The sequence below is a fragment of the Pseudomonas sp. GM84 genome (genome assembly GCF_000282535.1).
GTDB lineage: Bacteria > Pseudomonadota > Gammaproteobacteria > Pseudomonadales > Pseudomonadaceae > Aquipseudomonas.
Genome location: NZ_AKJC01000094.1, coordinates 1 through 15,320, shown reverse-complemented (window position 1 = coordinate 15,320; position 15,320 = coordinate 1). Strand labels below are relative to the sequence as shown.

The 15,320-nt window shown below is 67.7% G+C and carries 6 protein-coding genes and 1 pseudogene; 6 read left to right on the top strand and 1 reads right to left on the bottom strand.

Annotated elements, in window-relative coordinates; translation table 11 throughout:
* Positions 1–113: 113 nt before the first annotated feature.
* On the bottom strand, positions 114–1,748 hold the full coding sequence (pvdP, locus tag PMI38_RS08135) for a pyoverdine maturation tyrosinase PvdP (protein ID WP_008092625.1): 1,635 nt from the start codon (positions 1,746–1,748) through the stop codon (positions 114–116).
* Positions 1,749–1,958: 210 nt separating this feature from the next.
* Between pvdP and pvdM the strand changes: the two genes are divergently transcribed.
* The 6 genes and pseudogenes from pvdM to PMI38_RS08105 all read left to right on the top strand — a co-directional run.
* The gene (pvdM, locus tag PMI38_RS08130) at positions 1,959–3,305 is read left to right on the top strand and encodes a pyoverdine-tailoring dipeptidase-like protein PvdM (RefSeq protein ID WP_008092624.1); all 1,347 of its coding nucleotides are present in this window, start codon (positions 1,959–1,961) and stop codon (positions 3,303–3,305) included.
* Positions 3,306–3,322: 17 nt separating this feature from the next.
* On the top strand, positions 3,323–4,594 hold the full coding sequence (pvdN, locus tag PMI38_RS08125) for a pyoverdine-tailoring periplasmic protein PvdN (RefSeq protein ID WP_008092621.1): 1,272 nt from the start codon (positions 3,323–3,325) through the stop codon (positions 4,592–4,594).
* Positions 4,595–4,607: 13 nt separating this feature from the next.
* Positions 4,608–5,489 (top strand): dihydropyoverdine dehydrogenase, encoded by an 882-nt coding sequence (gene pvdO, locus PMI38_RS08120; RefSeq protein WP_008092619.1) that lies wholly within the window; start codon positions 4,608–4,610, stop codon positions 5,487–5,489.
* 74 nt (positions 5,490–5,563) lie between these two features.
* Positions 5,564–7,219 carry a cyclic peptide export ABC transporter gene (locus PMI38_RS08115; RefSeq protein WP_008092618.1) on the top strand — a complete coding sequence of 552 codons (1,656 nt, stop codon included), beginning with the start codon at positions 5,564–5,566 and terminating at the stop codon, positions 7,217–7,219.
* Positions 7,220–7,339: 120 nt separating this feature from the next.
* Positions 7,340–13,722 (top strand): annotated as a pseudogene (locus PMI38_RS27865) (amino acid adenylation domain-containing protein).
* Positions 13,722–15,320 (top strand): condensation domain-containing protein (locus PMI38_RS08105; protein ID WP_008092611.1); only part of this gene is annotated, 1,599 nt, incomplete at its 3' end. The pseudogene PMI38_RS27865 and the gene PMI38_RS08105, both read left to right, overlap by 1 nt.

Genomic DNA, 15,320 nt, shown 5'->3' with positions numbered 1-15,320 from the left:
AGCGTGGCGTTGTACAAGGCGTTGGAGGTGGTTGGCGGGTCGGGCAGTGAGGGGGTTGTCACAACATCTTTGGTGTTTATGAGATCGAGCGCCACATTCGTCCCGCCAGACACTCAAATCCCCCGCTGCACCACCTTCAGATTGCGTGCATACCACGGCCGCTGGGGCACTTTCGGCTTCAACCTGGCAAACAGATCGTCATCACCAAAAACGATACGCAACGCCAGCTTCATGGTTTCCGGATCCATCTCCACACTGCGCCCCGGCCGCAGCCCTGGCACCGTCGAGCAGCCATGGGTATCCGGCCCCAGCCACGGGTCGGCAACCTCGACCCAGGGCCCCTGCGCGAACCACGGCACGCCGTTGACTTCGGCGCGCCGCACCTGGCCTGGGTGCATGCGCTCGTGGGCCCGAAACCAGTCCTCGATTCGATCATCGATCCACCCGTGAAAATGCCAGAACACCGGGTTCACATGGGACGAGAAAGGATCACCCAGAAAATCGTTCTGCGCCTCGAACCAGCGCGCGGCGAAGTCTTCCGGGGCGCGTGCGAACGGCACCGGCATGCCATTGGACGGGTCACGCGGCACCGAGGCCCAGCGCATATGCAGCCAGTCATGCAGGCCCAGCTCCATTTCCGAACCAAACTGGCCAAGCGTGAGCGTGCTCAGGTAGTGCGGGTCGCTGTAGCGCGACTCCCAGACCTGGAAGTTGCCGTGGTAGGTATCGGGCGTCTTGATGTCGCGCACCCACTGGGTGTACTGCGCATCGCTCGGGGCCAGCCAGGTGGGCGGCAGGGCATTGCCATCCTGGTTGTCGAAATAGCGCACGAAACCGGCCCGGTCGCGTTCCAGCTCCGGCTGCGGCAGCGGAAAGCGCGGCCACGCCGGCAGGTCCTGCACGGCACGGGCGGCGCGCAGCATGTGCCGGTGCATGAAGAAAAAGTCGATACCCGAACCGTTGCGATCCTTGTGCCGGCCACGCGCATCACGCTCCTGGTCACGTGGCCCTGGCTGCCAGCCCAGGCCGCGCAGTGCCGCCTGCTTGTCCTTGTCCAGCTTGTGCCACTTGTCGCGCGAGGCATGCCACAGCTGGTGGAACAAGCGGTGCTCCGGCGCGACCAACATGGCCAGCAAGGCCGGTGACAACGGAGTGCGCTCGCGGGGCTCGGGGAAGGTGCGCTTGACCGCCAGAAACTGGTTGTCCTGCACCGGCAGGGTCAGGGCCCGGTCGAGCCGGGCGATGCGCCCACTGAGGCTGGCCGGCCCGGCATTGCCAAGCCCGCCCCAGACTTCGTCGAGCACCACCAGGCATTCGTAGTGCGCCTGCGAGTCACCTGCCTGGGTGGAAAACAGCCGCCAGCGCAACGTCCCCGGTTTTTCCGTCAACAGGTCGCCTAGCACCCGATATCGCGGCTCTTGCTCACCACGCAGGCGCTCTGGCGTGTCCAGGAAGCCGCGCAAGCCACGGCCACTCGGGGCGACGTCGAGCAACAGCTCCAGTTCACCCTCGGGCAACCCGTGCAAGCCGGCATCCTCGCCATGCAAGGTCCAGCGCCAGATGCCACGCAGGGTATCGCCCAACTGCTGCAGCGTTGCATCGGCCAGTTCGACCACCGCCTCGCCCGGGGTTTCCGGGAACTGCTCGTCGAACTGCTGGCGCTGCACATGCCGCGCATACAGCGCACCGGGTACTACCACGCCCGTCAATGCCACACCGGCGATGAACCCGCGTCGTGAAATCGTCATTGCCACTACCTGAGCATTCGTTGCGGCCATGGAGCACGGCCTGTCCAAGGCTAGAACGTTGCCCGCGCGGCGAAATTTAGCGCCCCGGCCCCTGCAGCACCGACGATAAATTTGCCCCGCCGTCGTTCGTCCAACCTGATACCCAAGCCCTGGCCGCGCCACAGCCGCTGCGGCGCAAGGCCCACCCGATCAACGCGCAACGAGATGGCAATGACCAAGACCCGCTCCCGCAAAGCCCTGTACATCGGCCTGCCCCTGGCCCTGACGGTCGCCCTGGGGAGTGCCGCCGGCTACTTCTACTGGCGGCACCTGCACGCTGGCTACCCGCTGAAGATCGTCCAGCAGGCCGACGCGCTGCACGATCACATGCTCTCGTTCGACAGCCACCTCACCGTGCCGCTGGCGCTGGGCAGCGCCGGCCACGAAGCGGACAAGGACGGTCCCGGCCAGTTCGACCTGGTCAAGGCCAACCGCGGTCGCCTCTCGGGCGCGGCGCTGACGGTGTTCGGCTGGCCGGAAATCTGGAACGGCCCCAATGCCCCGCACCGCCCAACGCCGGGCTTCGTGGACGCCGCCCGACAAGAGCAGGAGGCGCGTTACAAGATCATCACCGGCATGGTCCGCGACTTCCCCAACCAGGTCGGCATCGCCTACACCCCCGACGACTTCCGGCGCCTCAACGGCGAAGGCAAGTTCGCCATCTTCATCAGCATGCTCAACGCCTACCCGCTGGGCCACGACCTGTCGCAACTCGACCTGTGGGCCGCGCGCGGCATGCGCATGTTCGGCTTCAGCTATGTCGGCAACAACGACTGGGCCGACTCCTCGCGGCCGCTGCCGTTCTTCAACGACAGCGCCGATGCCCTCGGCGGCCTGTCACCGATGGGCGAACAGGCCGTGAAGCGTTTGAACGACCTGGGCGTGATCATCGACGTCTCGCAGATGTCCACCCTGGCGCTGGAAGACGTCGCCCGCCTGTCGCGCGCGCCCCTGGTCGCTTCCCATTCGGCGCCCCGGGCATTGGTGGATATCCCGCGCAACCTCTCGGACAAGGAGATGCAGCTGATCAAGGCCAGCGGCGGGGTGATCCAGGTGGTCGGCTTCGGCCAGTACCTCAAGCCCCTGACCCAGCCGGTGGTGGACAAGCTCGACGCCCTGCGCGCGCGCTTCGACCTGCAGCCCCTGCAGGGCCTGGCCAATGCCCTGATGCCGGGCGATGCGGTGATTGCCATCTGGCCGGAAGCGCGCTTCGGCGAGTACGCCAGCTCCCTCTACAGCATCCTCGACGAAGAGCCCAAGGCCACCCTCAAGCAGTATGTCGACGCCATCGACTACACGGTGAAGAAGGTCGGCATCGACCACGTCGGCATCGCCTCGGACTTCAACGACGGCGGCGGCCTGGACGGCTGGAAGGACGTCAGCGAAATCCGCAACGTCACCGCCGAGCTGCTCACCCGTGGCTACAGCGAAGCCGACATCGCCAAGCTCTGGGCCGGCAACTTCCTGCGCGCCTGGGCCCAGGTGCAAAAAGCCGCCCTTCCCGTCGCCACCCGTTGAAGCGAGCCCGCCCCACCATGAGCAACCGCCGCACGTTTCTCAAACAGGCAGGCCTGCTGGCCGCCAGCCTGCCCATGCTGCCCGAGGCCCTGGCCAGCACCGACACGCCGCTCACGGGCGCAGACAAATGGCGCAACCTGCGCACGCTGTTCCCGCTCGACCCGCAGATCGCGCATTTCGCCAACTTCCTGGTCACCGCCCACCCGCGCCCGGTGCAGGCGGCCATCGATCGCCACCGCGCCGACCTCGACCGCAACCCCGCCGCCCTGATGGACTGGGAAAGCCAGTACGAATGGAAACGCGAGGACGAAGTGCGCGAATGGGCCGGCCGCTACCTGCAAGTGCAGCCACGCCAGATCGCCCTGACCGGCAGCACCACCGAAGGCCTGGCAATGATTTATGGCGGCCTCAAGGTAGGCGCCGACCAGGAGATCCTGGTCACCGAGCATGAGCACTACTCCGCCCACAAGGCACTGGCCTTCCGCACCCAGCGCCAAGGCACCACGGTGCGCAAGATCCGCCTGTTCGACGACCCCTGGACGGTTTCCACCGACCAGGTGCTGAGCACCCTGGACAAGGCCATCGGCCCGCAGACCCGCGTACTGGGCATGACCTGGGTGCACTCGGGCAGTGGCGTCAAGCTGCCGGTGGGCGAGATCGGCGAGCTGGTGCGCCAGCACAACCGCAACCGCAGCGACGCCGAGCGCCTCCTCTACGTGGTCGATGGCGTACACGGTTTCGGCGTGGAGAACGCGCGCTTCGCCGACTTCAACTGCGACTACTTCATCGCCGGCACCCACAAGTGGATGTTCGGCCCGCGCGGCACCGGCATCATCTGCGCCGCCTCCACCGGCATGGAGCACCTCACGCCGACCTTCGCCACCTTCTCCCGCGACGAAGACTTCGCCACCATCATGACCCCGGGCGGCTACCACGCCTTCGAGCACCGCTGGGCCGCCGGCGAAGCCTTCAAGCTGCACCTGGAGCTGGGCAAGGCCGAGGTGCAGCAACGCATCCACCAGCTCAACAGCCTGCTCAAGGAGCGGCTCGCCGAGCACCGCCAGATCCAGCTGGTGACCCCGCGCAGCGAGCGCTACTCGGCAGGCTTCACCTTCTTCCGTATCAAGGACCGCGACGCCGACGCCGTGGCCGCCGGCCTCACCGCCAACAAGGTGATGTGCGACGCCGTGTACCGCGACGTCGGCCCGGTGATTCGCCTGGCCCCCAGCCTGCTCAACGACGAGCAGCAGATCGATCGGGCCATGGCCCTGATCACTCGAAACCTGTGAACAAGGCATGCCCATGACCGCTTCCCTGTACCGCCTGACCCTGGCCGCCCTGCTGGCCGCCTGCAGCCTGCCGGCCCTGGCCGCGCCAGGCACCGACACCCCTGGCACGGTGTTCCGTGACTGCGACAAGCTCTGCCCGGAAATGGTGGTGCTGCCCGCCGGCACCTTCACCATGGGCACCCCGGCCGACGAAATGGGCCGCCAGGACGACGAAGGCCCGCAGCACCCGGGGACCTTCGCCAAGCCCTTCGCCATCAGCCGCTTCCAGGTCACTGCCGGCGAATGGGATGCCTACCTCAAGGCCACCGGCACGCGCATCGAAGATGGCGACGACCGCCCCGGCCGCCGCTGCACCGCCAGCAAGCCCAGCTACAAGCAAGGCCCTCGGCAACCGGCGGTGTGCATGAGCTACCACGATGTGCAGGACTACGTGGCCTGGCTGTCGAAGAAGACCGGCAAGCACTACCGCATGGTCAGCGAAGCCGAGCGCGAGTACGCCGCCCGTGGCGGCAGCACGGGCATGTTCCCTTTCCCCGTCGACCCAAACAGCACCCTGGAAATCAGCCAGCACGCCAACGTCTACGGCCCCAGGGACGGCTTCAGCTTCAGCTCGCCGGTGGGCAGCTACCCGGCCAATGCCTTCGGCGTGTACGACATGCACGGCAATGTCTATGAATGGGTCGCCGACTGCTACCACGACAGCTACCAGGGCGCGCCTGCCGACGGCAGCGCCTGGGGCCAGGCCAGCCGTGCCGGCGACAGCTGCAAGGTGGTGAGCATCCGCGGCAACGACTGGGGCGAGGCGCCGGTGTTCTCCCGCTCGGGCAACCGCAACACCAACACCCCGGGCCGCCTGGGCGACTGGCTGGGCTTCCGGGTGGTCCGCGAACTGTGAAGGCCCGCGGTTAAATTGCCTTTCGGGCCACTCGTCCTATCGGTGTACTCACGCCTCTGATCCAGGAATCCAACATGACCTCCAAACCCCGCGGGGCCCTGAGCGAGCTGTTCACCCTGCTCAAACCCTTCTGGCCGATCGTCACCCTGTCGATTGTCATGGGCATGGTCGGTGGCCTCAGCGTCACCGCGCTGCTGGCCACCATCAACAGCGGCCTGCACGCCGAAGGTGGCCTGAGCAACAGCGTGGTGCTGGGCTTTGCCGGGCTGTGCGCGCTGGCCCTGGCCAGCTCGATCTGCTCGGACATCGGCACCAACTACGTCGGCCAGCACATCATCGCCAAGCTGCGCAAAGCCCTGGGCGAGAAAGTGCTGTCCGCGCCCATCGAGCAGATCGAACGCTTTCGCAGCCACCGCCTGATCCCGGTGCTGACCCACGACGTCGACACCATCAGCGACTTCGCCTTCGCCTTCGCGCCCCTGGCCATCTCGCTGACCGTGACCCTCGGCTGCCTGGGCTACCTGGCCACGCTGTCGCTGCCGATGTTCCTGATGATGCTGCTGGCGATCGGGATCGGCAGCGTCATCCAGTTCATTGCCCGCGGCCGTGGCATCAAGGGCTTCATGGCCGCGCGCGATGCCGAAGACCGCCTGCAGAAGCACTACCACGCCGTGGCCGAAGGCGCCAAGGAACTGCGCATCCACCGCCCACGGCGCCAGCGCATGTTCCGCCAGGGCATCCAGGACACCGCCGACGAGATCTGCGCCACCCAGGTACGCTCGATCAACACTTTCGTGATCGCCAAGAGCTTCGGCTCGATGCTGTTCTTCGTGGTCATCGGCCTGGGCCTGACCCTGCAGTTCCTCTGGCCGAGTGCCGACCCCAAGGCGATCAGCGGCTTCGTCCTGGTGCTGCTGTACATGAAAGGCCCGCTGGAGCACCTGATCGGCACCCTGCCGGTGGTCAGCCGCGCGCAGATCGCCTTTCGCCGCATCGCCGAGCTGTCCGAGCAGTTCTCCTCGCCCGAGCCGCACCTGTTGCTGGAAGACCACGGCAGCAAACCGGTAGCGGTCGACAGCCTGGAGCTGCGCGAGGTGAGCTACGCCTACCAGCCAAGCCCCGGCGCCCAGGCGTTCCAGGTAGGGCCGGTGAACCTGCGCATCGCCCAAGGGGATATCGTCTTCGTGGTCGGCGAGAACGGCTGCGGCAAGACCACCCTGATCAAGCTGTTGCTCGGTCTGTACCCGCCGCAGCACGGGCAGATCCTGCTCAATGGCCAGGTCATCGACGCCGCCGTGCGCGACGACTACCGCCAGCTGTTCACTACGGTGTTCGCCGACTACTACCTGTTCGATGACGTGGTGCAGGGCGACACGCACATCCCGGAGGATGCCAACCGCTACCTCGAACGCCTGGAGATCGCCCACAAGGTCAAGGTGCAGGACGGCGCCTTCAGCACCACCGACCTGTCCACCGGCCAGCGCAAGCGCCTGGCGCTGATCAACGCCTGGCTGGAAGAGCGCCCGGTGCTGGTGTTCGACGAATGGGCGGCCGACCAGGACCCGACCTTCCGACGCATCTTCTACACCGAGCTGTTGCCCGACCTCAAGCGCCTGGGCAAGACCATCATCGTCATCTCCCACGACGACCGTTACTTCGACGTCGCCGATCAGCTGGTACGCCTGCAGGCTGGCAAAGTGCTGGTCGAAGCCGCGCCCGCCCTCGCCTGATACCCACCTGGCGCGCCCCTGTGCGCGCCAGGTGCGGCTGTTGCACCGCCCGCCTAAATCACCCCCGTGCCCTTTCGTCTCTCTCAGTACGCTTAATTCTCCAGTGATGGCGAGACCGAGATGACATCCCACGATCAATCCACCGATGACGCGCTGCTGGCCCTGCTCTGCGAGCTCGACGAGCCCACCGCCACTCCCGCCGGCATCGTTGCCCTGGGCGAAGGCGACGCCCCCCTGTCCTTCGCCCAGGAGCAGCTGTGGCTGCTCGCCCAGCTCGACCCCGACGCCGCCACCTACAACCAGCCGCGCGCCTTCCTGCTGCACGGCGAGTTGCGCGCCGCCGACCTGCAGCAGGCGCTGGACCGGGTCATCGATCGGCATGACATTTTGCGTTCGCGCATCACCGAAGTGCAGGGCCAGCCCCGCCTGCTGGTCGAGCACGAGGCCCGCCTGAACCTGTGCAGCGTCGACCTGCGCGGCCAGCCGCAAGAGGTGCTGCAAGCGGCCCTGGAAGCAGACGCCGCCACCCCGTTCGATCTCGCCCAGGCACCGCTGCTGCGCGCCTGCCTGTACCAACTGGACAGCCATCGCCACGTCCTGACGCTGACCAGCCACCACAGCATCAGCGACGCCTGGTCCAACCCGCTGCTGCTGCGCGACCTGGCGCAGGCCTACGCCAGCGGGCAAAGCCTGCCGCGCCCGGCCGTGCAGTACCACGACTACGCCCACTGGCAGCGCGGCGCCTACCTGACCAGCCCGGCGCAGGCCCAGGCAGCGGCTTACTGGCGCGAGTATCTGCAAGGCGGCATCACCCTGCTCGAAATGCCCACCGACCACCCGCGTGACAGCCGCCCGCCCGTGGCCGCCGGTGCCTGTGAACTGACCGTCGAGCCGGCCCTGTTCGAGCAGCTGCAGGCCGCCTGCCGCACCCATGGCCTGACCCCGTTCATGGTGCTGCTGGCCGCCTGGCAAGTGGTACTCGGCCGCCACAGCGGCCAGAGCGACTTCATCCTCGGCGTGCCCAACGCCGGGCGCAACCAGGCCCAGGTCCAGGAGCTGATCGGCTACTTCGTCAACAGCCAGATCCACCGCGCCCGCCTCGACCCGCGACAGACCGTCGCCGGCCTGCTCGACCAGGTGCGTCGCCACGCCCTGGCCTGCCTGGAGCACGCCGACCATCCGCTGGAGCAGGTGCTTGGCCAGCAGCGCCAGGGCGCCAGCGGCGCGCTGTTCCACTGCCTGTTCAACTGGACCAGCGACAACGCCGAGCAGGCCGCGCCTGGCTTCGCCGGCCTGCGCATCGAGCCGCTGCCCAGCGCGCCCGCCAAAGCCAAGTTCGACCTCAGCCTCAACGTCCAGGCCGGGCGCGAACAGTTGCGCATCACCCTGGAATACGACGCCGCGCTGTTCGAAGCCGCCAGCGCCCAACGCCTGGGCCAGGACTGGCTGGCGCTGCTGCAGGCCATGCTCGACAACCCACACTGCGCGCTCGGCGAACTGCAGCTGCAGTCCACCGCCCAGTGCCAGCAGCTGCAGGCGCACTGGAACGCCACCGCCCACGCGTACCCCGCCGCGCCGTCGATCCATGCCCTGGTCGAAGCCCAGGCACGCAGCACCCCCGACGCCACCGCGCTGCTGTTCGGTGAAGCCACGCTGACCTACGCCCAGCTCAACCGCCAGGCCAACCAGTTGGCCCATGCCCTGATCGCCCAAGGCGTGCGTCAGGACACCCCGGTCGGCATCGCCGCCGAGCGCAGCCTGGAGCTGGTCGTTGGCCTGCTGGCAATCCTCAAGGCCGGCGGCGCCTAGTGCCGCTGGACCCTGAATACCCTGCCGAGCGCCTGAGCTACATGTTCGAGGACAGCGGAATCGGCCTGCTGCTGACCCAGTCGCACCTGCTTGAACGCCTGCCGCTGCCGGCGGGCCTCGCGGTGCACCTGCTCGACCAGGCGCCAGTCGCGCAGTCCGAGCACGACCCGCAACTGCCCTGCACACCCGAGCAACTGGCCTACGTCATCTACACCTCCGGCTCCACCGGCCGCCCCAAGGGCGCCGGCAACAGCCACCATGCGCTGGCCAACCGTCTGCAGTGGATGCAGGCGGCCTACGGCCTGGGTGCCAGCGACACGGTGCTGCAGAAGACCCCGTTCAGCTTCGACGTATCGGTGTGGGAGTTCTTCTGGCCGCTGATCACCGGCGCCCGCCTGGCCATCGCCGCGCCCGGCGACCACCGCGACCCGGCGCGCCTGGTGCAGCTGATCGAACGGCACCAGGTCACCACCCTGCACTTCGTGCCCTCGATGCTGCAGGCATTCCTGCTCGAAGGTCAGACGGCACGCTGCACTAGCCTGCAGCGCATCGTCTGCAGCGGCGAGGCGCTGGCGGTGGACGCCCAGTTGCAGGTGTTCGAGCACTTGCCGCAGGCACGCCTGTACAACCTCTACGGCCCCACCGAAGCGGCCATCGACGTCACCCACTGGACCTGCCGCGACGAAGGCAAAACCAGCGTGCCGATCGGCACGCCCATCGCCAACCTGGGCTGCTGGATCCTCGATGCCGGCCTGCAGCCGCAGGCGGCCGGGGTGATCGGTGAGCTGTACCTCAGCGGCGAGGGCCTGGCCCGCGGCTACCACCAACGTCCGGCGCTGACCGCCGAACGCTTCGTGGCCTGCCCGTTCCAGCCCGGTGCGCGCATGTACCGCACCGGCGACCTGGCGCGCTACCGCGCCGACGGCGTGATCGAGTACTGCGGGCGTATCGATCATCAAGTGAAAATCCGCGGCCTGCGCATCGAGCTCGGCGAGATCGAGGCGCGCCTGATGGAGCACCCGGCCATCCACGAAGCCGCCGTGCTGGCGGTGGACAACCAGCTGGTTGCCTACCTGGTGGCCAAGGCCGGCGAACCGGCGCCACAGCGCCAGCAACTGAGCCAGGCGCTGCTGGCCCACCTGCCCGACTACATGGTCCCCAACCACTGGCTGTTCCTCGACAGCATGCCGCTGAGCCCCAACGGCAAGCTCGACCGCAAGGCCCTGCCGGCGGTGGGCTCACCGCTTCAGCAGGCGGAATACCTGGCGCCGACCAGCGCCCTGCAACAGCATGTCGCGGCCACCTGGGCCGAGCTGCTCAAGGCCGAGCGTGTGGGGTTGACGGACGACTTCTTCGCCCTCGGCGGTCACTCGCTTCTGGTTGCCCGGGTGGTCTCGCGCCTGCGCCACGAGCTGGCCCTGGAGTTTCCCCTGCTCCTGCTGTTCGACCAGCCCTGCCTGGGCGATTTCTGCCAGGCGCTGGCCAACCTGCAAAGCGCCAGGCCCAGCGGCATCCAGGCTCAGGCTTCGCGCGAGCAGCTGCCGTTGTCCTTCGCCCAGGAACGCCAGTGGCTGTTGTGGAAGCTCGACCCGACCAGCAGCGCCTACCACATCCCCAGTGTGCTGCGCCTGCATGGCCCGCTGGACGTCGCCGCGCTGAACCATGCCTTCGACCAGCTGATCGCCCGCCACGAAACCCTGCGCACCGCCTTCACCCTCGACGGCGAGCAGCCGCGCCAGCAGATCCTCGCCCCATGGTCGCTGAACCTGCAGGCGCAGGGCCTGGATGAAGCCGCGCGCGAGGCCTTCGTCAGCGGCCTGCTCGGCCAGCCGTTCGACCTGGCCAGCGGTCGCCTGCTGCGCGTGGGCCTGGTGCGCATGGCCGCCGATGAACACCTGCTGGTGCTGGTGCAGCACCACATCGTCTCCGACGCCTGGTCGATGCAGGTGATGGTTCGCGAACTGTGCGCGCTCTACCAGGGCCACGCCCTGCCGCCACTGACGTTGCAATACGCCGACTTCGCCGCCTGGCAACGCGACTGGCTCGAAGCCGGCGAGCGCGAGCGCCAGCTGGCCTACTGGCGCACGCGCCTGGCCGGTGAGCAACCGGTGCTTGAGCTGCCTTATGACCACTCACGCCGCGACGGCTCGCAACGCCCGGCCGGGCGTTTGCTGCTGGCCTTGCCGACAGCGTTGGGCGAGGCCCTGCAGCGCTTCGCCAGTGACCGCCAGGCGACCTTGCCGATGATCCTGCTGGCCGCCTGGCAAGCCGTGCTGCACCGCTACACCGGCCAGGCGGACATCCGCATCGGTGTGCCGGTGGCCAACCGCAACCGCCTGGAAACCGAGCAGTTGATCGGCTTCTTCGTCAACACCCTGGTGCTGCGCGCCGACTGTAGCGCCGACCTGTCCTTCGCCGGGCTGCTGGCACAAACACGACAGGCGATGATCGAGGCCCAGGACCACCAGGACCTGCCCTACGAGCAGCTGCTCGAAGCGCTGCTGCCCCAGCGTGGCGCGCAGCAGTCGCTGTTCCAGGTGCTGTACAACCACCATCAGGCAACTGACGCCGCCGAGCTCGGCGCCTTGCGCCTGGAAGCCGTCGACAGCCAGCCGCAGCAGGCCCAGTTCGACCTGGCACTAAGCACAGCCCAGGGTGACCATGGCCTCAGCGCCGCCTTCACCTACGACCGTGACCTGTTCGACGCCGCCACCCTGCAACGCCTGGCCCAACACTGGCTGAACGTGCTCGAACAGGCTTTGGCCCACCCCGAACTGCCACTCGCCCGCCTGGCCATGCTGGACCCGACCGAGCGCCTGCAGGCCCAGCAAGCGTGGAATGGCGAAGCTGTCTCGCACCCACAGACGCAGCCCCTGGCCGCCCGCATCGAAGCCCAGGCACAGCGCCTGCCACAGGCCACCGCCTTGCGTTATCAAGGGCAGTCCCTCAGCTACGCCGAGCTCAACCTGCGCGCCAACCGCCTGGCCCATCGCCTGATCGCCGCAGGTGTGGGCGCCGATGTGCCGGTGGGCCTGGCGGCCGAGCGCGGCTTCGAGATGATCGTCGGCCTGCTGGCGATCCTCAAGGCCGGCGGCGCCTACGTCCCGCTCGACCCGGCACACCCGGCCGAGCGCCTGGCCTTCGTGGTGGCCGACAGCGGCATCCAGGTGCTGCTCGCCCAGCCCGGCCTGCTGACCGAGCTGCCAGGGCGCGATGGCCTGCTGCGCCTGGACCTCGACGCCAGTTACGCCGACCTGCCCGAGCACAACCCGCCGACGCGAAGCGGCGTCGATAACCTCGCCTACATCATCTACACCTCCGGCTCCACCGGCCTGCCCAAGGGCACCCTGCTCAGCCAGCGCAACGTGCTGCGGCTGTTCACCGCCTGCGACCGCTGGTTCCGCTTCGACCACGAAGATGTCTGGACCCTGTTCCACTCCTTCGCCTTCGATTTCTCGGTGTGGGAAATCTTCGGCGCCCTGTTGCACGGCGGCCGTCTGGTGATCGTTCCGCAAACCCTGAGCCGCGACCCTCAGGGCTTCCTGCAACTGTTGGTGGACGAGCGCGTCAGCGTGCTCAACCAGACGCCTTCCGCGTTCAAGCCGCTGACCCAGGCCGCCTGCGCCAGCGCCTCGCCGGACCTCGCCCTGCGCCTGGTGATCTTTGGCGGTGAAGCCCTCGACGTGGCGGCCCTGCGCCCCTGGTTCGAGCGCTTTGGCGACCAGCGCCCGCAGTTGGTGAACATGTACGGCATCACCGAAACCACCGTGCACGTCACCTACCGCCCCATCGGCCTTGACGACCTCACGCGCAGCGTCAGCCCGATCGGCGAACTGATCGACGACCTCAGCGGCTACCTGCTCGACGGCGAACTCGAACCGGTGCCACTCGGCTGCGTCGGCGAGCTGTACATCGGCCAGGCAGGCCTGGCCCGCGGCTACCTCAACCGCGCCGGGCTCAGCGCCACGCGCTTCATCGCCAACCCGTTCGCCAGCGAACCCGGCAGCCGCCTGTACCGCACCGGTGACCTGGCGCGCCGGCGCGGCGACGGCACCCTCGAATACATCGGGCGGATCGACCAGCAGGTGAAGATCCGCGGCTTCCGTATCGAGCTCGGCGAGATCGAGGCCCGGCTGCTGGCGCAACCGGCGGTGGCCCAGGCCGTGGTGATCGCCGACCAGGGCCCGGCCGGCACCCGCCTGCTGGCGTATCTGGTGGCCCATCCCGGCCAGACCCAGGACAGCGCAGCCCTGCGTATCACGCTCAAGGCGCAGATGCCCGACTACATGGTCCCGGCGCAGTGCGTATGGCTCGACCAGCTGCCGCTGACCGTCAACGGCAAGCTCGACCGCAAGGCCCTGCCGGCACCGCCCGACAGCAATGCCGAACGCCCCTTCCGCGCCCCGCAGACGCCACTGCAACAGCAGTTGGCAGGTGTCTGGCAGCAGGTGCTGGGGGTTCAGGCCGTTGGCCTGGACGACGACTTCTTCGAGCTGGGCGGCCACTCGCTGCTGGTGATCAACGCCGTCTCGCGCATCCAGCTGGAACTGGGCCGGGAACTCACCCCGCAGGCCCTGTTCCAGCACCCGACCCTCGAAGCGCTGGCGCTTCACCTGGACACCACGACAACCGCGGTCGATGAAAACAAGCTCGACACCCTCGAAGCCTGGCTCGACGAAATGGAGGAACACTGATGGACAGCACTACCGCTTCGAGGATTGCCAAGCGCTTCGTATTGCTGGCGCTGGAAAAGCGCCGGCAGTACCTGTTGAAAATGCGCGAGGAAGGCCTGTCGCTGGCCAGCCTGCCCATCCCGCGGGTGCGCGAGGAATTCGTGCGCCTGCCCTTGTCCTATGCCCAGCAGCGCCAGTGGTTCCTGTGGCAGTTCGACCGCCAGTCCAGCGCCTACCACATCCCTTGCGCCCTGCGCCTGCGCGGCAGGTTGGATCAGGCCGCCTTGCAGGCCAGCCTGGAACAACTGGTGCGTCGTCATGACAGCCTGCGCACTCGCTTCGTCGAGGATGAGCTGGGTGTCGCGCAGCAGGTTGCAGCAGCAGAACACCTGCCGTTGAAGGTGACCACGCTCGACGAGGCGGCCCTGCAGGGCTACATCCAGGACCGCGTGCGCGAACCCTTCGACTTGGCCAGCGGCGCCTTGCTACGGGCCGAACTGCTGCAACTGGGCAGCGACGACCATGTCCTGTTGCTGGTGCAGCACCACATTGTCAGCGATGGCCGCTCGATGCAAGTGATGGTCAAGGAACTGACCCACGGCTACGCCCACTTCAGCCAGGGCCTGCCCAGCCCGTTGGCCGAGCTGCCGCTGCAGTACGCCGACTACGCCATCTGGCAACGCCACTGGATGGAAGCGGGCGAACAGGAGCGCCAGCTCGACTACTGGCGCCAGCGCCTGGGCAACGAAGTGCCTGTGCTGGAGCTGCCGTTGGACCGCCCGCGCCCCAGCGTGCAACGTTTCGAAGGGGCGCGCCTGCCACTGGCCATCTCGCCTGACCTGGCCCAGGCCGTGCGCCAGCTCGCCCAGGCGCGCCAGGCCACGCCGTTCATGGTGCTGCTGGCCTCGTTCATGGCCTTGCTGCACCGCTACACGCGCCAGCAGGACATCCGCATCGGCGTGCCCAGCGCCAACCGCAACCGGGTCGAAGTCGAAGACCTGATCGGTTACTTCGTCAACACGCTGGTCATCGATGGCCAATGCCAGCCGACCCTGTCGTTCAACCAGCTGCTCGACCAGGTCAAGGCCACCACCCTGCAGGCCCAGGCGCACCAGGACCTGCCGTTCGAGCAACTGGTCGAGGCGCTGCAACCGGAGCGCAACCTCAGCCACAACCCGCTGTTCCAGGTGATGTTCAACCACCAGGTGGGGGCGCCCCAACAGCACCAGGTGCCGCGCGACCACGGCCTGGACATCGAGCCGGTGGCACTCGCCGGCGAGACTGCGCAACTGGACCTGACCCTCAACACCCACGAGGATGCACAGGGGCTTGGCGCCAGTCTCACCTACGCCACCGCGCTGTTCGACCACGCCACCGTCGAGCGTCTGGGCCAGCACTGGCTGCGCCTGCTGGAGCACATGATCACCGCGCCTGACCAGGCCATTGGCGATGCCGACCTGCTGGCCACCGAAGAACGCCAGCAACTGCTCGAACAGTGGAACGACACCGCCCACAACTACCCGCAAACGCCTTCGATCCATGCCCTGTTCGAAGCGCAGGCCCGCCGTTCGCCGGACGCGACCGCGCTGCTGTTCGGCGAAGCCACGCTGACCTACGCC

Coding starts and splice junctions, on each gene's coding strand:
- pvdM (WP_008092624.1), top strand. CDS start 1,959: ATGACCAAGACCCGCTCCCGCAAAGCCCTGTACATCGGCCTGCCCCTG.
- pvdO (WP_008092619.1), top strand. CDS start 4,608: ATGACCGCTTCCCTGTACCGCCTGACCCTGGCCGCCCTGCTGGCCGCC.
- pvdN (WP_008092621.1), top strand. CDS start 3,323: ATGAGCAACCGCCGCACGTTTCTCAAACAGGCAGGCCTGCTGGCCGCC.
- PMI38_RS08115 (WP_008092618.1), top strand. CDS start 5,564: ATGACCTCCAAACCCCGCGGGGCCCTGAGCGAGCTGTTCACCCTGCTC.
- pvdP (WP_008092625.1), bottom strand. CDS start 1,748: ATGACGATTTCACGACGCGGGTTCATCGCCGGTGTGGCATTGACGGGC.